We start from the raw sequence: 17674 nt of genomic DNA on the forward strand, positions 1-17674 counted from the left end.
GGAACAAACCATGCACATAGTCCGCCTCACGAAACGGGGGCGGGTCCAGGCGGGTCTCTCCCAAGCTGAATGACGGGAATCATGGCAAGGGAGACGAAGGCAATGGTTTCACAGGCGGCACTCAAATTGGTGGGCAAGGACGACGGCGACAAGCAACGCGCCCTGGAGGCGGCGATCGCGCAGATCGATCGCGCCTTCGGCAAGGGCTCGGTGATGAAACTGGGCAAGGCAGGCGTGGTCGCCGAGATCGATAGCGTCTCGACCGGATCGCTGGGCCTGGACATGGCGCTGGGCATCGGCGGTCTGCCGGTCGGGCGGGTGATCGAGGTGTTCGGTCCTGAATCGTCCGGCAAGACGACCCTGGCCCTGCACACCGTCGCCGAAGTTCAGAAGAAGGGCGGGGTCGCCGCCTTCGTCGACGCCGAACATGCGCTGGATCCGGTCTACGCCCAGAAGCTGGGCGTCAATCTGGATGATCTTCTGGTGTCGCAGCCGGACACCGGCGAGCAGGCGCTGGAGATCGTAGATACGCTGGTCCGGTCGGGCGCCGTAGATATTGTGGTCGTGGACTCCGTCGCGGCCCTGACGCCGCGCGCCGAGATCGAGGGCGAGATGGGCGACAGCCTCCCGGGCCTTCAGGCGCGCCTGATGAGCCAGGCGCTGCGCAAGCTGACAGCCTCGATCTCCAAGTCGAAATGCATCGTGCTGTTCATCAACCAGATCCGCCACAAGATCGGCGTCATGTATGGTTCGCCCGAGACGACGACGGGCGGCAATGCGCTGAAGTTCTACGCCTCAGTGCGTCTGGACATCCGCCGCACCGGCGCGATCAAGAACCGTGACGAGGTGGTCGGCAACACCACCCGGGTCAAGGTGGTCAAGAACAAGGTCGCCCCGCCGTTCCGCGAGGTCATCTTCGACATCATGTACGGCGAGGGCATCTCCAAACTGGGCGAAGTCATTGACCTGGGCGTCAAGGCCGGCATCATCGAGAAGTCGGGCAGCTGGTTCAGTTATGACTCCACCCGGATCGGTCAGGGCCGCGAGAATGTGCGCGAGTTCCTGAAACAGAATCCCGACATCGCGGCCTCGATCGAAAAGGCCGTGCGCGCCTCGACCAACAAGATCGCCGACGAACTGCTGGGCACGCCCGAGCCGGACGAAGGCCAGGACCTGGAAGGCTGACGCCAGCCTCCGAGGCTGGGCGGACTTTCAGAGTTTGTCCCGGTCTCGGTCCGGTCTTTTCACCGCTACTCCGTCGCCCCTAGCGACCCGCCACCGACCCCGCGAAGGGCGGCGGAGCGACCCGCTCGACCTCGTGTCGGGCGGGTTTTTTTCGTGCCTGGGGGGAGATTGTGATTGGCCCAGGGCCGCGCAATAACGATGGCCATGCGAAATCGCTTTGGGTGTCTGGCTTTGCTCGCCCTCTTGGTATGCGAGCCTCTCGCAGGTTGGCAGACCTACCAGTACGTCTGGTATCAAAGCCTCTTGCCTCATGGCGTCGAGGCAAGATGGATCGAATATCGGAAGCAAGCGGCTTGGGGCTTCGGACCCGGCGCCGACGAGGTCGGACTGATCATATATCGGTTGGAGAAGGCTTCGCTTTCAAAGATCGAAGAAGGAGGATTGGCTTATCTGTCTGACGCTTCTGAAGTTCCGATGCTGATGAGTGCATCTCAGCGGAAGGCGAATGAGCGTCGAACCTACTGGGACTGGAAGCGCACTCCGATCGTTCCATTGTGGTCTAGACATGGGGAGCATAACTGCGGCCGAGAGCCCGGCATCGGGGCCTTCCTGGATCGCAATGATTTCCGCTGCAAACTCGATCCGAAAACCGTGTCGCGGGTCAATGCCATCATAAGTTCTGACAACGCGTTTTACGCCCATGGGCGAGGTGGGAGCGTCGTCATCGTGGCTCCGGCTGAGAAACGCGTGATCCTAGCGTACAGCGGCTAGCTACGCCTTTTAAACGAAAACGGGCGACCCGAAGGCCGCCCGTTCCATCGTCTGTGGATGTCCGCTGCCGATCAGGCGGCGGCCTTCTCCGGGGCGAACTTGCCGTAGAAGGTCTCGTTCTTCGCCGCCATGTCGCGGAGCAAGCCGGGCACCTTGAAGCGGTCGCCATACGTCGCGGCCAGGCGGTCTGCGGTTTCGACGAACCTGGCCAGGCCGATGCCGTCGATCATGCTGATCGGACCGCCGGTCCAGGGCGCGAAGCCCCAGCCAAGGATGGCGCCCAGATCGGCCTCGCGCGGATCGTCGATGACGCCCTCTTCCCAGCAGCGGGCCACTTCGACGGCCTGGCGATACAGCAGGCGCGTCTTCAGCTCGTCGATCTGAGCGAAGGCAGTCGGCTCTTCCGGCTGGTCGATGCCCTTGGTGGTCGGGGCCAGTTCGCCCAGACCCTTCCAGATCGTCTTGGGCTTCTGATCGTAATCGTAGAAGCCCTTGCCGTTCTTGCGACCGAAGCGCCCGCCCTCGACCATCTTGGCGACGATGTCGGCCCCTTCCGACGGGACGTATTTGTCGCCCAGATCCAGCGCCGTCTGTTTGGCGATCTTGTAGGACAGGTCCAGGGCGACGTCGTCGTGCATCTCCAGCGGGCCGCGCGGCATGCCGGTCATGCGGCCGATGTTGTCGATCAGAGCGGGGCCGTAGCCCTCTTCCAGCATCGCCATGCCCTCCATCAGGAAGGTGGAGAAGCAGCGCGAGGTGTAGAAACCACGGCTGTCGTTGACGACGATCGGCGTCTTCTTGATCTTCAGCACATAGTCCAGCGCCTTGGCGATGGCCGCCTGACCCGTCTTTTCGCCCAGGATGATCTCGACCAGCATCATCTTGTCGACGGGCGAGAAGAAGTGGATGCCGATGAAGTCTTCGGGCCGCACCGAGGCCTCGGCCAGACCGCTGATCGGCAGGGTCGAGGTGTTGGAGCCGAAGACGGCGCCCTCGGCCAGTTGCGCCTCGGCGCGCTTGGTCACGTCGGCCTTGATCTCGCGGTTTTCGAACACGGCCTCGACGACCAGGTCCGAACCCTTGATCAGCTCATAGTCCGTCGTCGCCGTGACCGAACCCAGCAGGGCGTCGTACTTCTCCTGCGTCAGCTGACCCCGCGACAGGCGCTTCTTCAGCAGTTCCTCGACGTGGGCCTTGCCCTTGTCGGCGGCTTCCTGGGTCTGGTCGATCAGGATGGTCTCGATGCCGGCCAGCGCCTGCACATAGGCGATGCCCGCGCCCATCATGCCGGCGCCGATGACCGTGACCTTCTTCGGATCGGACTTGGGCACGCCGGCCGGGCGCACGGCGCCCTTGTCCAGCTCCTGCTTGGACAGGAACAGCGAACGGATCATGGCCTGGGCCTGCGGCGTCATCAGGGTCTTGATGAAGTAGCGGGTCTCGATACGCAGCGCCGCATCCATCGGCACCTGGGCGCCTTCGTAAACGGCCTTCATCAGGTTCACCACGGCCGGATAGTTGCCATAGGACTGCTTGCGCAGCATGGCGTTGCCGACCATGAAGTTCTGGATGCCGGCCGGGTGATAGGGGCCTCCGCCGGGCAGTTTGAACGACTTCTCGTCCCAAGGCTGGACAGCCTTGCCGCCACCCTTGATCCAGGCCTTGGCGGCCTCGACCGACTGACCTTTCTCGACCACCTCATGGACGATCCCTGCGCCCTTGGCGTCGTTCGGGCGGAAGGACTTGCCCTCGCTCATCGCCATCATGGCGTTCTGGACGCCGACCAGGCGGGTCAGGCGCTGGGTGCCGCCGCCGCCGGGGAACAGACCGACCTTGATTTCGGGCAGGCCCAGTTGGATCTTGTTGTTATTCTCGACCACGCGGTAGTGGGCCGCCAGGGTGAACTCCAGCCCGCCGCCCAAGGCCAGGCCATTGATCGCGGCCGCGATCGGCTTGCCCGAGGTTTCCAGCGCACGGAAGGCGCCGTTCAGCTTCCAGCCGGCGTCGAACGCCTTTTTCAGGTCGCCGCCGCCCGACAGCACGCCGCCGGCCATGTCGCCCAGGTCCGCGCCGGCGCAGAAGCCCGACGCCTTGCCCGAGGTGATGACGGCGCCCTTGATGGCGTCGTCGGTCTTGATGCGTTCGACCAGCTCGGGGATTTCCTTCATCACCGAGGAAGTCAGGGTATTCATCGAACGGCCCGGAACGTCAAAGGTGATCAGGGCGATGCCGTCGGCGTCGACGTCGATCTTGAAGTTTTCCATATCCATTTGCTCCCGGATCAGACGCGTTCGATGACGGTGGCGGTGCCCATGCCGCCGCCGATGCACAGGGTGACCAGGGCGGTCGACTTGTTCGAGCGCTCCAGCTCGTCAAGCGCGATGCCGGTGATCATGGCGCCGGTGGCGCCGAGCGGGTGGCCCATCGAGATACCGCCGCCGTTCACGTTCATCTTGGCGTGGTCGATGTCGAGCGCCTGCATGTAGCGCAGGACGACCGCAGCGAAGGCCTCGTTCAGTTCCCACAGGTCGATGTCGTCGGGCGTCATGCCCAGCTTGTTCAGCAGCTTGCGGGTCACATATTCAGGGCCGGTCAGCATGATCGACGGCTCGGAGCCGATCGAGGCGCCGCCCAGAATCTTGGCGCGCGGCTTCAGGCCCAGAGCCTGGCCGGCTTCCAGCGAACCGATCAGCACGCCGGCCGAACCATCGACGATGCCGGACGAGTTGCCCGGCGTGTGGACGTGATTGACGCGTTCGACCTCGGGGTAGCGCTGGTTGATCACGCCGTCGAAGGCCATCTCGCCCATCATGGCGAAGGAGGGGTTCAGACCGCCGAGCGCCTGCATGTCCGTGTTCGGACGGATCGTCTCGTCATGATCCAAGATGGTCAGGCCCAGCTGGTCCTTGACGCCGATCACCGAATTCTTGAACCGGCCCTCGGCCCAGGCCTTGGCGGCGCGCTTGTGGCTCTCGACCGAATAGGCGTCCACGTCGTCGCGGCTGAAGCCGTATTTGGTGGCGATCATGTCCGCCGAGACGCCTTGCGGCACAAAGTAGGTCGGGAAGGCCGAGGAGGGGTCGGTCGGCCAGGCGCCCATATCCGAACCCATGGGCACGCGGCTCATGACCTCGACGCCGCCCCCGACGGCGAAGTCGGCCTCGCCGGACTTCACCTTGGCCGTCGCCATGTTCACGGCCTCCAGGCCCGAGGCGCAGAAGCGGTTGATCTGGACCCCTGCCGTATATTGCGACCAGCCGGCCGAGAGCACGGCCGTGCGCGCGATGTCGGCGCCGAGTTCGCCCACGGGCGTGACGCAGCCCAGGATGACGTCGTCTACCTTGGAGGTGTCCAGGTCGTTGCGGTCGCGCAGGGCTTCCAGCACCTGGGTCGCCAGGCTGAGGCCGGTGATCTCGTGCAGCGAGCCGTCCTTCTTGCCCTTGCCGCGCGGCGTGCGGACGGCGTCGTAGATATAGGCATCAGCCATGGAAGTGCGTCTCCATCTTTGGGCCCATCCTCAACGTGCGGCAGGTCGCGGCACGACGGACAGGGCGGTTCCAAGCGTGGACGCCAAGAACCCTACGTTTACGTCAACGTCAAGTAATAAGCCGCGTGATCGCGGCCGCTTGAGGCGGCTGCTTCGACGGACTGACGGAATGGAGGGCGTGGCAACGCCGGCCGAGCGCCCGCGGTCAGCGCGGCGGAATACGGGTGGCGCCGCCGGTAATCTTGCAGGCGTATTCGGTCTGCGGACGCCCGGTCTGAACGCCGGTCGGCGTCAGAATGCCACGGTCACGCGTGCACGCGGCTTCCAGAGCGTTCAGCTCCTGCTGATAGCTATTGGTCGTCCCCATCGTGCCGCAGCCCGAAAGCAGCGGCAGGACGACGGCGGCGGAAAGGATGAGGATACGCATGGTTCGGTGCTCCCTTTGGAGCGTCAACCGCTCCGCATAGCCCCCCGGCCCTGGAAGACTACTGTGTCGCCGACAGCCTGACCAGCTTGCCATTCTGCTCGTCGGTGATGGCCCAGACCGATCCGTCGGCGCCGACCGCCACGTCGCGGATGCGTTCGCCCAGGTCTGTCAGCAGGCGCTCTTCGCCCACCACCCGATCATTCTGGATGACCAGACGCGCAATGTGTTTTTCCTTCAGGCCCGCGACCAGCAGGTTGCCGTCCCAGCCGGGGAACATGGCGCCCTGATAGAAGGTCGCGCCGCCGGGTGCGATGACCGGATCCCAGTAATAGACGGGCTGTTCGGTGCCAGGGGTCTGGGTGGCGCCGCTGTTAATCTGACCGCCCGCATATTCGACGCCGTAGGCCGCATCCGGCCAGCCGTAGTTGGCGCCGGCCTTGTCCAGATTGACCTCGTCGCCGCCGCGCGTGCCGTGTTCGATGGTCCAGATGGCGCCCGTTCCCGGCTGAACGGCGACGCCCTGAACGTTGCGGTGTCCCAGGCTCCAGATTTCCGGCAGGGCTCCGGCGCGGCCGACGAAGGGGTTGTCCTGCGGGACCGTGCCGTCGGCGTTGATGCGGATGGTCTTGCCCATGTGCGAGCCCAGATCCTGCGCCTGGGGCCGCATCGGCTTGTCCGAACGCTCGCCCAGGGTGATGAACAGCTTGCCATCCGGCGCGAAGGCCAGGGACGACCCGAAATGCTTGTCGCCGTCATAGACGGGCAGGGCGCGGAAGATGACCTGGACGTTTTCGACGCGTGATCCGTCGTCCGACAGACGCCCGCGCGCGACAGATGTGGCGTTTCCGCCTTCGCGCGGTTCGGCATAGCTCCAGTAGATCATGCGATCCTGCGTGAAGCTCGGCCCGACGATCACGTCCAGCAGGCCGCCTTGACCGCGCGCGTCGACGGCGGGCAAGCCCGCGACCGGTTCGCCGACCTGGCCTTGGGCGGTGATGATGCGCAGACGACCCGGCTTTTCGGTGACCAGCCAGCGGCCGTCCGGCAGGGCCGCCAGACCCCAAGGGTGAACAAGGCCCGAGGCGACCACCGTGTGGGTCATGGCCTGTTCGGTCTTGACGCCCGGCGCGCGGGTCTGGCCGGCGAAGGCTGGTTGCTGATCGGGATTGTTCGCCGGACGGGTTTCCAGCGGGGCCTCGGCCTGAGGCGCAGCACCGGCACTCTCGCTATTTGCGCCACAGGCGGCGGCGAGAACGAGCAGGGATGTCTAGGCGGCGGCGACGATCAGGCGCATGAAGGGCGAACTCCGGCTGGGCTTTAGGCAGTCGTTACGAAACGGCGAGGCAAGCGTTACCGTTCCTGCCGCAAGGCGTCTTGCGCTCTATCGCCGCAGGTTCTGGTCCGAGACGACTTGAACCGCGCGCCCGACGGCGATATAGGCACGCCTCTTTCGCGCTGGCCCCGGCCTCGCGCAGGGCCCGGGACTGGGTAGCTCAGATGGTTAGAGCGGTGGATTCATAACCCACAGGTCGGCGGTTCGATCCCGCCTCCAGTCACCATTTTGTTGTTATTTAACAACAACTTAAGGCGTCCTTGGTTTGGGTTGTTTCGCGCGTAGACCCACCAGCTTCGCGATATGCAGCCGAACATCCATTTTTCGGGTGGAAGTTTAAGGCCGAAGTCGACCCATGGCGGTCTTTCGGATGGTCGTCGTTACGGCTCTCCCCAACGGCCTGACGATATGCAAGGATCATCCGGGGATTGTCCGTCGGCCGTCCTCAGATACGGGGAAGAAGATGATCATTGCTGCATTTCTGAGTGCCAGCCTCATGGGGCAGGATGCAGGACCTCCGATCATCACTCCCGCGAACCCTGACGCCGCCGAAGCCGTCGCCGCATTCATGGGTTTAGGAAGATACGCCGGTACGTGCGCCGCTCACCTACCCGCCGGCGCCAAGGCGCGGCTGGAGGGCCTTACGTCCGATCAGGCGCCTCCGGGCGTGCCGACTTGGCTAGTCTCGAGTTTCAGGCAGGGGTATGAGCAAGGTCTCGCAGACCCTAGCCGCCCCGACAAAACTGCTGCTGAATGTCGAGACCTGGAGCAGGCAGCAAACTCTAGGATGCAGGCCGCCGCAGAACGGCTAAAGGGCCGCCTCTGAGGGTTTCGGCTCAGTTCCGCTAACCACTATTGGCGGAACTTCAAAATGTCCGCTAGTAGGCTGCGCGTTCTCCGCCCCTCAATCGCATTCGGTCATTCCCTTGTGATCGGGCCTGCTTCAGCCCGCAATGCGCATTGCTGGCGATGTGGATCTGTGCGTGATCCCGCCTCCAGTCACCACTTTAACACTGAGTATGATCGACTAATGTCGTCCGCTATGAGGTCTGGAGTGTGCAAGGCCCTCTGCAGTCTAATTCTTGAGCGCCTGTACGCCTGATTTCTGCTTCGGCAGCGAATGCCCGTAGTGAAATCGAGCTTGGCCTATGTCGAGTTTCGGGTCTCGGGTCCGGCGGATCTTTAAGCGGCAGTCTGCGAATAGCTGATCAGCATTTGACCGGGTGTTTAGCGGGTGTTTTCCTCTCGCGGAGGTGGTACGCCTTCGGCTTGGGGAGCTTTCTGCATGCGCAGCCTATTGAAACATTTCGTCTTTGCCGTAGCTGTCTTGCTTATAGGAGGGCAGCCTGCGGTCGCGCGTGAGGATGCGCCGCCCACGCCTGTCGAAGATTGGTCGCTTGAGAAGGTTCAGGTCATCGGAGCGGCCCTGTATCGCCAGGATGCCGCTGCGGCTGTCGCTAGCGACGCACTCACCCGACATTTCCGCAACCGTCCTCCCGCGGGCTTGATCGGCTGGATCGTGGTCGATGAGGGGGAGAACCAGCGAGTCCGCTTTTTGAGCCAGGAGAATGGCCAGCGGCGCGCCGCATGGGATGTGCTGGTCACCAGTGGAGGCGCGGGGCCGGTGGAAGCGGCTGTCGATCCTGTGCTGCCAGCAGACCAACTCGCACGGTTCGAGGCTCGCATGACGGCTGCAAGTCAGATCGGCGAGCTGCGTTGTGCTCGGCGCTATAATGCCGTCGTCCTCAAGGATCCGGACAGCGATGATTGGCTGGTCTGGCTGCTCGCCTCCACCACGGATCCCAATAGCCTGATCCTTACCGGACACTACCGTTTTCGCATCTCGGCGGACGGCCGTTCGCTGCTGCGTCGCGACCAGCTTTCCGCGACCTGTATCATATCTGACCGACGTGAGGCGGGCCGGGATGGTCAGTTGAACGCGGTTGTCGTGAGCCACATCGTCTCCCCACTGCCGGTGGAGACCCATGTCTTTGCATCGCTGTTGTACCGCCTGCCCGTCTACGTGGTCACCGTGGGCAACGACACGATCTGGGCCGTCGAAGGGGCGAAGATAAGGCGCTCCCATGTGCAGAACTGACAGTTGGAACAGTGACGCAGTGCGGTGTGGTCGGAGGCCTGCAAGCCCTAAGAACCAGGGTCCAAGTTCGTCAGCGGTCGACACCGCTGAAATCCGCTTTGTATCGGATCTGTTCAGGACCGCGTGGATCTCGGCGAACTTTCCTGAAGCTTAGCAGGGCGCTTAAACGACGGCAGAACTTGAAAGATTCATAGGGGCGGAGAACTTGGTGCGGGTTGGATGGTCAGTTCGACTGTGTCCCCGCCTATGCCAGGCAATCGAACTGTCGCGCGTCCCCCCTCGTTGAGGGTGAGCATCGGTCGAGCAACGACGATCCATTGCTCAGCTTCAGGACGAGAAATCGTTGCTTCCAACGTCAGTCGCTGACCTGCGCCTTCTGTCAGACGTGTGTCGATACGATAACGTCCATCGACTTGCGCACGGGCGGAGGAGCCAAGAGATATGGCCAGGGACGGAGCATCGACGACCTGACCTGCCTGCGACAAGGCGACCGCCACGACGTATTTTGGCGCCTCTGAGTCTTGCGCAAATGCGGGAGCGGACAACACAGCTGTCCCGATAACCAGGAATGCTACAGACCGCATCTACAATGTCCCCCTGAAAATTAGTGAGTGGTTGTTCCTGCTCGGGTTCAAATTTACAGCAAAGCTCGCTGGCTATCTCGGGCCGGCACTGGATGATCGTTCAAACAAGGCCATTTGCGCGCTGCTGAGAGCGCATCCGGTGCGGAGTTCTTGTCGAGTCACCCCGCAATCGGCAACGCTTGGGTCCGCGCTGCAGCCAGCAGTCCCAAGGTGTTAAGACTGACAGATCAAAGCGGTCCGGGAGGGATGCCGACGATCGAGCGGTCGTATTGCACCGCATCGCGGCTCTGGATTTCACGAAGTTCCTTGCGCTTGGCCTCGACCAAAGCGGCATATTGCTCAGGCGTGTAGCAGATGGTCTGCTCAAGCCGGCGTCCTGTCAGAGCCCGCCGTTCGCAGACACGCCGAGGCCGTTCCTGCGCTGTGGTCTGAGCGACTGGTCCAGTCTGAGGCGTTGCGACCTCGCCAGCCGGCGACGTCTGACCAGAAGCCTGAGCGGCGAGAGTAGCGGCGAAGAGCAGAGAAACTGGGAACACGGCTGTCTCCTTTTCGGACCAGACAAGCTCCCACGTCTATCCCTTTCTGGCAATCCAAGAGTTTGTCGCAGAAAGACTCAAGGTTGAGGTGAGGTCGGTGCGATCACCACGTCTCCGCTCGAGGCCGGCCGAACCACCGTCTGACGTTCGATCACCACCGGCTCGGCGGCTCGGGCCTGTGCTGCGCGTGCTTGTTGGATCGCCCTGTCTGCTTCCGCCCGGGCCGCCATGGCCTGAGCCTGAGCCAGCGCGATACTGTCGCGAGCGTCGGCCTCACTGTTTCTGACGAGGGCGCTTTGCGCGGTGGCTTGAGCGTCGGCGGCTGCGGCTTCGGCCTGGGCCAGGCGAAGCTCTGCCGATGGATCACGATCGGAGGGCCTAGTGAACAACCATAGTGCAACGCCGATTACGATCGCGCCTAGCAGAGCGGCGAGCCACCAGCCCGTTGTGCTTTCGCGCTCGACGATGATTGTTTCCTCCACACGCGGGAGCGTGCTGGCGATCGGGATGATTACATTCGGGTCGTCTCTGCGAAACTCGTCCATTGCCGTCTCCTCCTCTACTTTCGGAGCCAAACCCCATGTTGGGTTCTATGGTTCCGCTTGCTCTGGCCTGACTGCAACCTGCGCCGTTGTGCTGCGTTTTCCGGTCGAGCTTTAACCTTGACCGGAGTTTCGTCGTGACGATCCGAACCAAAGCCCTAATGGCGGCCGTCGCCGCAATGACGCTGGGTGCTGCCGCCTGCACCCGGGCCGAGCAGGAAAAGACCGAGGCGCATGCCGAGGCTGCGGCCGACAAGACGGCCGATGTGGCGTCTCAGGCCGGGGAAGTGATCGAGGGCGGCGCGATGAAGGCGGCGCAGGCGGTCGAGAGCGGGGCTGGCAAGGTCGCTGACAAGCTGGAAACCGAACAGGCCGAGGCGGCGGCCGAGGGCAAGCCTGGCGCGATCAATCCCGCGACCGACCAGCGCGTTCCGGCGAACACTAACTAAAGACGATCAGGCGAGAGGCGGCGCGCCGCCTTCCGCCAGGATCGCATCGATCAGGGCGCGGGCGTCTTGGCTGGACCAGTCCGCCTCGCCTTTCATCACGGCGCGAACGCGGCCTTGACGATCTAGGACAATGGTCTGCGGCATGGCGCCCTTGCCGGGAAACTCGAACGGCAGCTGGAATTTGGCGTCGCTGTAGAAGGGCAGGGGCGCGTGGCCGGCCAAGAAGCGTTTCGCCTCGGCTGCGGCTTCGGGTGTGGCGTCCACGTTGATCGGCAGGACGACCAGATCCTCGTTCGCCTCATAGGCTTTCGCCAGCGCCTGGAGCGTGGGCATTTCCGCCTTGCAGGGCGCGCACCACATCGCCCACAGGTTCACGACCACGACCTTGCCCTGAAAAGCCGAGAAACGGACGGCTGTGCCCGTGCGATCGCGGAACGCGTATTCGGGCGCCGGTTTCGACTCGGCCGGGGTCGACAACGCGGCCAGGGATCCGACCGCGAAGCGCGCCAGATCGCTTTTCGGCGCCTCGGCGGCGGTTGTGGTCTGTTCGACTTGCGCCTTCTGGCGATGATTGGCGTATAGCGACATCGCCATGCCGCCGGCGCCGGCGATGGTGCTGACGACGACGACCGCGCCGACGACCGCCCAGATCGCCTTTCTTGAGCCGCTCATGACCGAAACACCTTCTTCCGACGCCAATCCATCCGGCGGTTCGACTGCGCCGGTGAAGCCCGCGGGTCAAGACATGTGGGGCGGACGCTTTTCGTCGCGCCCCGCCGAGATCATGCAGGCGATCAACGTCTCCATCGGCGTGGACCAGCGCCTGTGGCGTCAGGATCTGGCCGGATCGCGGGCCCACTGCCGCATGCTGGCCAAGCAGGGCATCATCGCGCAGGCCGATGCGGACGCGATCCTGGGCGGGCTGGAGGTCATCCAGTCCGAGATCGAGGCCGGGACCTTCCCGTTCCGCGACCAGTTCGAGGACATCCACATGAATGTGGAGGCGCGCCTCAATGAACTGATCGGCGAGCCGTCGGGCCGGCTGCACACGGCGCGCAGCCGCAATGATCAGGTTGCCGTCGATTTCCGCCTGTGGGTGCGCGACGCCTGCGATCGCTCGGTCGCCCAGTTGAAGGCGTTGCAGGCCGTCCTGCTCACGCGAGCCGAACAGCATGCCGGCGACCTGATGCCCGGCTTCACCCATTTGCAGACCGCTCAGCCCGTGACCCTGGGCCACCATCTGATGGCTTATGTCGAGATGTTCGGCCGTGACGCGGGGCGTTTCGCCGACGCCCGCGCTCGGATGAATGAAAGCCCGCTAGGGGCGGCGGCCCTGGCTGGTTCGCCCTTCCCCATCGATCGTCAGGCGACGGCGGCGGATCTGGGTTTCGACAGGCCGATGGCCAACAGCCTGGACGCCGTGTCGGACCGCGACTTCGCGCTGGAAAGCCTGGCCGCCGCCTCGATCACGGCCGGGCATCTGTCGCGCTTGGCCGAGGAGATCGTGGTCTGGATGACGCCGATGTTCGGTTTCGCCAGCCTGCCCGACGACCTGACCACCGGCTCGTCGATCATGCCGCAGAAGCGCAATCCGGATGCCGCCGAACTGGTGCGGGCCAAGACCGGGCGGATCATGGGTTCGCTGGTCGCCCTGTCCACGGTGATGAAAGGCCTGCCGCTGGCCTATTCCAAGGATATGCAGGAGGACAAGCCGCCGGTGTTTGAGGCCTTCGACGCCCTGGATCTGGCCTTGGTCGCGATGACGGCGATGGTTTCGGCCCTGCAACCCAACACCGAACGAATGGCCCAGGCGGCGGGCGCGGGCTTTTCGACTGCGACGGACCTGGCCGACTGGCTGGTGCGCGAACTGAACCTGCCGTTCAGGAAGGCGCACCATGTGACGGGGGCGGCGGTCAAACAGGCAGAGACGCTGGGCGTGGATCTGTCGCAACTGCCGCTGGAAGAAATGCAGAAACTGGAGCCGGGGATCACCGAAGCGGTTTACAAGGTGCTGACCGCCGAGGCTTCGTGCCAAAGCCGCCAAAGCTATGGGGGAACCGCGCCGGAACAGGTCCGTGCGCGCATCGCCGACTGGAGAGCCCGCCTGTGAAAAAATCTCTGATCCTCGCGGGCGCGCTCGCCCTTCTGACCTCCGCCTGCGGCCGGATGGCCGATCTGGAATCGCCGGTGCGCGAGACCGAGCGTGCGCCGCGCAGCAGCCGCGCGCCGGGTCTGCCCGAGCCGGCGACCATGAACCGTCCCTCCAGCAGCGTGCCGATCGACGGCGGCCCGTCCAACCCGATCGGCGCCGGCGCCGCCCAGAACGACCCGCGGTAAGTTGCACCATTTCGACCTGAAGGACGGCGCCCTCCATGCCGAGGGCGTGCCGCTGGAGCTGATCGCGGACGAGGTCGGCACACCGGCCTATGTCTATTCGACCGCGACCCTGAAGCGGCATTACGGCCTGCTGCGCGCCGCCGCCGATGCGCATCGGGACGCTCTAGGCGAGGCCCTGATCGCCTTTGCGGTCAAGGCCAACTCCAACCTGTCGGTGCTTGCGACCCTGGCGAAACTGGGGTCCGGCGCCGACACGGTGTCCGAGGGCGAAATCCGCCGGGCTCTTGCGGCCGGCGTGCCGTCCGACCGGATCATCTTCTCCGGCGTCGGCAAGACCGATGTGGAAATGGCCTTCGCCATCAGCGTCGGCGTGCGTCAGATCAATGTCGAATCCGGCGCCGAGCTGGATCGGCTGATCGCCGTTGCAGCCATGATGGATGCGTCGCCGGCCATCGCCGTCCGGGTGAATCCAAACGTGGGCGCGGGCGGTCACGCCAAGATCACCACCGGCGGCAAGGGCGACAAGTTCGGCGTGCCGGTCGAGGAGGCGATGGACCTCTATGCCCGCGCCTCGGCCTCGCCTCATGTCACGCCGGTGGGCTTGGCCTGCCATATCGGCAGCCAGATCACTGATCTTGAGCCGCTGAAGGCCGCCTTCGAGGTCTTGGCGGACATGACGCGCAAACTGCGGGCGCAGGGTCATGCCGTGACCCGCCTGGATCTGGGGGGCGGGCTGGGCGTGCCGTATTCCGGTGGGACCGAGCCGCCGTCGCCGGCTGAGTATGTCGCCATGGCCGCGCGGGTTCTGAACGGGCTGGACGTCGAGGCGGCGTTCGAGCCGGGCCGGCTGCTGGCCGCCAACGCCGGGGTGTTGCTGAGCCAAGTGATCCAGGTCAACGAACGCTCGGACGGACGGCGCTTTCTGGTGCTGGACGCGGCGATGAACGACCTGATGCGGCCGGCCCTGTACGACGCCTTCCACGACATCCAGCCGGTCAATCCGCGCGAGGGTAAGGCGACGTCCTATGACGTGGTGGGGCCGGTGTGCGAGACGGGCGACACCTTCGCGCGTGACCGCGCGCTGCCGCCGCTGGAGGCCGAGGACCTGATCGTCTTCACCGGCGCGGGGGCTTACGGCGCGGTGATGTCCAGCGAATACAACAGCCGGCCCTTGATCCCGGAGGTGCTGGTGGATGGCGATCAGTGGGCCGTGATCCGACCGCGCCCGACGTATGAAGAGATGTTGGACCGCGAGCCGTTCGCCGATTGGCTTTGACTGCCGATTCTTCTCGACCGTTATAAAGTAACACGCTATAGGGCCGGTCATGTCCCCCGGTCCCGAACAGTCCGTCATGCTTTCCCTGCTGGGCGGCGGCTTCGTTGCGGCCTTTCTGCATGCGGCCCTGCCGACCCACTGGCTGCCGTTCACCCTGGTGGGGCGGGCGCAAGGCTGGCGGCCGTCGCGGATCCTGATGGCGGTGACGGCGGCGGGCCTGGCGCATATCGCCACGACGGCGGTGGTCGGTGGTCTGATCGTGGCGGCGGGTCTGGCGCTGGATCAGTGGATCGAGGGCGTGCTGCCCCACCTGGCGGCGGTTCTGCTGTTCCTGTTCGGCGCCTTCTATCTGGCGCGCGCGACCCTGAAGCGCCCGGCGATGGCCGGTGGTCCTGCGGTCGAGACGCCTGAGCCGGCCGTGTCGGACAAGGCCGCCTTCCTGGGTCTGGTCGCCATGATGGCGGTCTCGCCGGGCGAAGTGCTGCTGCCCATCTATCTGTCGTCGGCCTCGGCGGGCCTTGGGGCCTTGGCGCTGCTGACGGTGGTGTTCGCGGCGGGGACCATCGCCGGCATGGCGGTCTTCACGGCCCTGGCCAGCGCCGGCGCCTCGATTCTGCGGCTGGAGCGATGGGCGCGGTATGAGGGGGCGGTACTGGGCGTGGCCCTGATTGGTCTTGGCCTCGTTGTCGCCATGCACCAACACTGACGCGATATTACATGATAACATTCAATGCGTTATCATGTAGCGGCTTGGCTGTTTCGCCAGAGGGCGTATAGGCGACCCATGAACGCCGCGCACGACCACAGCCCCAGCCACCGGCATGACCACGATCATGCGGATCACGGCCATGGGCATTCTCACAGCCACCACAGACACAGCCACGGTCACGGCGGTCATAGCCACGGCCCGGTGGACACCGGCGACTGGCGCTATGCCGTCGGTCTGGTGGTCAATCTAATGTTCGTGGCGTGCGAGTTCGGCGCCGGCCTGATCGCGGATTCGACCGCCCTGTTGGCCGACGCCGGGCATAATCTGTCGGACGTGCTGGGTCTGGCCATGGCGGGCGGGGCGGCCTGGCTGGCGCGACGCGGCGCACATGGAGCGGCGGGCGGTCGGCGGACCTATGGTTTCGGCAAGGCGACGGTGCTGGCGGCGCTGGGCAATGCGTTGCTACTGATCTTCGCTTGCGGGGCTATCGCCTTCGAGGCCGTGCGGCGGTTCAACGAACCCGCCCCGGTCGGGTCGGGCGTCATCATGGCGGTCGCGGGCATCGGCTTCGTCATCAACCTGGGCACCGCGCTGCTGTTCATGAAGTCGCAGCACGACCTGAATGCGCGCGGCGCCTATCTGCACATGATGGCCGACGCAGGCGTGTCGCTGGGCGTGGTGCTGGCCGGCGGGCTGATCATGATGACCGGCTGGTCGGTGGTCGATCCGCTGGTCAGCCTCGTGATCGTGGTCGTGATCCTGTGGTCGACCTGGGGCCTGCTGAAGGACTCGGTCAATCTGGCCATGGACGGCGCGCCGACAGGCGTGGACGTGCCGGCTCTGGAACAGGCGCTGGTCCGCCTGCCGGGCGTGCGAGCCGTGCATGATCTACACGTCTGGGGATTGTCGACGACCGAGACGGCCCTGACCGCCCACCTGGTCCACGACCGCGCCGACACGGCGGCCCTGATCTGCGAGGCCCAGGCGGTGGCGAAGCGCTACGCCATCGGCCATACGACCTTGCAGCTGGAGACCGAGCCGCTGCCGGATTGCCCGGGCTGCTGAGCCCTTAGGCCTGTTCGAACGTCACCGGCGCGCCCCAGAATTGGGACACCAGTTCCGACTGCGGCCCGGCCTGGCCGGTGGTCAGGAAGTCGCGGCGCCCGCTGTCGCCCAGATCGTATTCCGGGTGCGCCTTGAAATAGCGCTCCAGCGCATCCGCCACCGCCGTCGGCTGTTCGATCAGAACGGTGCCGGCAGGCAGAGCCTGGGCGAATAGTTCGGCGACAATCTCATAGTGGGTGCAGCCCAGGATGGCCTTGTCCGGATGACGGCCGATGCGACGACGCAGCGCGTCGACGTGGTCGTCGATCACCACCTTCAGCTCTTCCGGCGGCGCGCCCAGTTCGATCAGGCCCGCCAGGCCGGGGCAGGGTTCGGAGAAGACGGCGATGTCCTCGCGCCGCTTGTCGATCTCAATCTCATAGACGCGGCTGATGGCGGTGGCGGCGGTGCAGAAGACGCCGGTGATGTCGATGGAGGCGACCTTTTCGCCCTCCTGCGGGCGCTCGGCCTCGAAGCTCCAGGGCTTGCCGGTCGCCGCCTCGATGGTCGGGACGATGATGCCCAGGATGTTGACCGGGCGGCCCAGACGCTCGCGCAGACCCGGCAGCCAAGTCTGTTGCAGACGGCGAAGCGCAATGGCGCTGGCGGTGTTGCAGGCCAGGACGACGACAGAGGCGCCGGCGTCGAACAGCCGCTCGCAGCCGATTTTCGTCAGTTCGACGATGTCTTCGCCGCCTCGCCCGCCATAGGGGGCGTGGGCCTGATCGGCCAGATAGACGAAGTCCCGTTGGGGGAAGCGTCGGGTCAGTTCGCGGTGGACGGTCAGGCCGCCCACGCCGGAGTCGAAAACGCCAATAGCCATGGCCCGGCTTTAG

The 17674-nt window shown here is 64.8% G+C and carries 17 protein-coding genes and 1 tRNA gene; 10 read left to right on the forward strand and 8 right to left on the reverse strand.

Annotated elements, in window-relative coordinates; all coding sequences use genetic code 11:
• Positions 1–102: 102 nt before the first annotated feature.
• Both recA and E4341_RS02815 read left to right on the forward strand, forming a co-directional pair.
• Positions 103–1185: a recombinase RecA gene (recA, locus tag E4341_RS02810; RefSeq protein ID WP_165115002.1), complete on the forward strand. Its 1083-nt coding sequence runs from the start codon at positions 103–105 to the stop codon at positions 1183–1185.
• A 174-nt stretch (positions 1186–1359) separates the two neighbouring features.
• Positions 1360–1956 carry a hypothetical protein gene (locus E4341_RS02815; RefSeq protein ID WP_165115004.1) on the forward strand — a complete coding sequence of 199 codons (597 nt, stop codon included), beginning with the start codon at positions 1360–1362 and terminating at the stop codon, positions 1954–1956.
• A 71-nt stretch (positions 1957–2027) separates the two neighbouring features.
• On the opposite strand, the gene E4341_RS02820 is transcribed toward E4341_RS02815, so the two are convergent.
• The 4 genes from E4341_RS02820 to E4341_RS02835 all read right to left on the reverse strand — a co-directional run bounded on the left by E4341_RS02820 (position 2028) and on the right by E4341_RS02835 (position 6972).
• Positions 2028–4220: a 3-hydroxyacyl-CoA dehydrogenase NAD-binding domain-containing protein gene (locus E4341_RS02820; protein ID WP_165118518.1), complete on the reverse strand. Its 2193-nt coding sequence runs from the start codon at positions 4218–4220 to the stop codon at positions 2028–2030.
• A gap of 17 nt (positions 4221–4237) precedes the next feature.
• Positions 4238–5443 carry an acetyl-CoA C-acetyltransferase gene (locus tag E4341_RS02825; protein ID WP_039243871.1) on the reverse strand — a complete coding sequence of 402 codons (1206 nt, stop codon included), beginning with the start codon at positions 5441–5443 and terminating at the stop codon, positions 4238–4240.
• Between the two features lie 205 nt (positions 5444–5648).
• Positions 5649–5870: a hypothetical protein gene (locus E4341_RS02830; RefSeq protein ID WP_165115006.1), complete on the reverse strand. Its 222-nt coding sequence runs from the start codon at positions 5868–5870 to the stop codon at positions 5649–5651.
• 58 nt (positions 5871–5928) lie between these two features.
• Positions 5929–6972: a PQQ-dependent sugar dehydrogenase gene (locus E4341_RS02835; protein ID WP_370458463.1), complete on the reverse strand. Its 1044-nt coding sequence runs from the start codon at positions 6970–6972 to the stop codon at positions 5929–5931.
• Positions 6973–7352: 380 nt separating this feature from the next.
• Between E4341_RS02835 and E4341_RS02840 the strand changes: the two genes are divergently transcribed.
• Both E4341_RS02840 and E4341_RS02845 read left to right on the forward strand, forming a co-directional pair.
• Positions 7353–7429: transfer RNA gene (locus tag E4341_RS02840), tRNA-Met, on the forward strand.
• A 1059-nt stretch (positions 7430–8488) separates the two neighbouring features.
• Complete coding sequence (locus tag E4341_RS02845; protein WP_165115008.1) at positions 8489–9301, forward strand: hypothetical protein; 813 nt, start codon at positions 8489–8491, stop codon at positions 9299–9301.
• Positions 9302–10112: 811 nt separating this feature from the next.
• On the opposite strand, the gene E4341_RS02850 is transcribed toward E4341_RS02845, so the two are convergent.
• Together E4341_RS02850 and E4341_RS02855 are read right to left on the reverse strand one after the other, a co-directional pair.
• The gene (locus tag E4341_RS02850; protein ID WP_156494712.1) at positions 10113–10421 is read right to left on the reverse strand and encodes a hypothetical protein; all 309 of its coding nucleotides are present in this window, start codon (positions 10419–10421) and stop codon (positions 10113–10115) included.
• Between the two features lie 77 nt (positions 10422–10498).
• Entirely contained in the window at positions 10499–10966 is a 468-nt protein-coding gene (locus E4341_RS02855; protein ID WP_165115010.1) for a hypothetical protein, read from the reverse strand.
• 134 nt (positions 10967–11100) lie between these two features.
• Between E4341_RS02855 and E4341_RS02860 the strand changes: the two genes are divergently transcribed.
• Positions 11101–11412: a hypothetical protein gene (locus E4341_RS02860; protein ID WP_165115012.1), complete on the forward strand. Its 312-nt coding sequence runs from the start codon at positions 11101–11103 to the stop codon at positions 11410–11412.
• A 6-nt stretch (positions 11413–11418) separates the two neighbouring features.
• Here the strand turns inward: E4341_RS02860 and E4341_RS02865 are convergent, their stop codons facing one another.
• A complete protein-coding gene (locus E4341_RS02865) occupies positions 11419–12084 on the reverse strand; it encodes a TlpA disulfide reductase family protein (RefSeq protein ID WP_165115014.1) in 666 nt (221 codons plus the stop codon).
• Between E4341_RS02865 and argH the strand changes: the two genes are divergently transcribed.
• The 5 genes from argH (at position 12083) to E4341_RS02890 (ending at position 16799) form a co-directional block, all read left to right on the forward strand.
• A complete protein-coding gene (gene argH, locus E4341_RS02870) occupies positions 12083–13522 on the forward strand; it encodes an argininosuccinate lyase (protein WP_370458464.1) in 1440 nt (479 codons plus the stop codon). The two genes, E4341_RS02865 and argH, sit on opposite strands and share 2 nt — an antisense overlap.
• Complete coding sequence (locus E4341_RS02875) at positions 13519–13749, forward strand: hypothetical protein (RefSeq protein WP_055807399.1); 231 nt, start codon at positions 13519–13521, stop codon at positions 13747–13749. Before argH ends, E4341_RS02875 begins: the two co-directional genes overlap by 4 nt.
• Position 13750: 1 nt before the next feature.
• Positions 13751–15025, forward strand: coding sequence for a diaminopimelate decarboxylase (gene lysA / locus E4341_RS02880; protein ID WP_165115016.1), 1275 nt, complete (start codon positions 13751–13753; stop codon positions 15023–15025).
• 49 nt (positions 15026–15074) lie between these two features.
• Positions 15075–15731: a hypothetical protein gene (locus E4341_RS02885; RefSeq protein ID WP_165115018.1), complete on the forward strand. Its 657-nt coding sequence runs from the start codon at positions 15075–15077 to the stop codon at positions 15729–15731.
• Between the two features lie 78 nt (positions 15732–15809).
• Entirely contained in the window at positions 15810–16799 is a 990-nt protein-coding gene (locus E4341_RS02890; protein ID WP_165115020.1) for a cation diffusion facilitator family transporter, read from the forward strand.
• A gap of 4 nt (positions 16800–16803) precedes the next feature.
• Here E4341_RS02890 and E4341_RS02895 read toward each other — a convergent pair whose 3' ends face one another.
• A complete protein-coding gene (locus E4341_RS02895; RefSeq protein ID WP_055754324.1) occupies positions 16804–17661 on the reverse strand; it encodes a glutamate racemase in 858 nt (285 codons plus the stop codon).
• Positions 17662–17674: the final 13 nt, after the last annotated feature.

This window comes from Brevundimonas sp. 'scallop' (assembly GCF_011045535.1).
Taxonomy (GTDB): Bacteria; Pseudomonadota; Alphaproteobacteria; order Caulobacterales; family Caulobacteraceae; genus Brevundimonas; species Brevundimonas vesicularis.

Excerpts from the sequence above, each read along its gene's own strand:
- E4341_RS02820 (WP_165118518.1), bottom strand. The coding sequence starts at position 4,220 with ATGGAAAACTTCAAGATCGACGTCGACGCCGACGGCATCGCCCTGATC.
- argH (WP_370458464.1), top strand. The coding sequence starts at position 12,083 with ATGACCGAAACACCTTCTTCCGACGCCAATCCATCCGGCGGTTCGACT.
- E4341_RS02830 (WP_165115006.1), bottom strand. The coding sequence starts at position 5,870 with ATGCGTATCCTCATCCTTTCCGCCGCCGTCGTCCTGCCGCTGCTTTCG.
- E4341_RS02895 (WP_055754324.1), bottom strand. The coding sequence starts at position 17,661 with ATGGCTATTGGCGTTTTCGACTCCGGCGTGGGCGGCCTGACCGTCCAC.
- E4341_RS02885 (WP_165115018.1), top strand. The coding sequence starts at position 15,075 with ATGTCCCCCGGTCCCGAACAGTCCGTCATGCTTTCCCTGCTGGGCGGC.
- E4341_RS02845 (WP_165115008.1), top strand. The coding sequence starts at position 8,489 with ATGCGCAGCCTATTGAAACATTTCGTCTTTGCCGTAGCTGTCTTGCTT.
- recA (WP_165115002.1), top strand. The coding sequence starts at position 103 with ATGGTTTCACAGGCGGCACTCAAATTGGTGGGCAAGGACGACGGCGAC.
- E4341_RS02855 (WP_165115010.1), bottom strand. The coding sequence starts at position 10,966 with ATGGACGAGTTTCGCAGAGACGACCCGAATGTAATCATCCCGATCGCC.
- E4341_RS02865 (WP_165115014.1), bottom strand. The coding sequence starts at position 12,084 with ATGAGCGGCTCAAGAAAGGCGATCTGGGCGGTCGTCGGCGCGGTCGTC.
- E4341_RS02835 (WP_370458463.1), bottom strand. The coding sequence starts at position 6,972 with ATGACCCACACGGTGGTCGCCTCGGGCCTTGTTCACCCTTGGGGTCTG.
- E4341_RS02890 (WP_165115020.1), top strand. The coding sequence starts at position 15,810 with ATGAACGCCGCGCACGACCACAGCCCCAGCCACCGGCATGACCACGAT.
- E4341_RS02825 (WP_039243871.1), bottom strand. The coding sequence starts at position 5,443 with ATGGCTGATGCCTATATCTACGACGCCGTCCGCACGCCGCGCGGCAAG.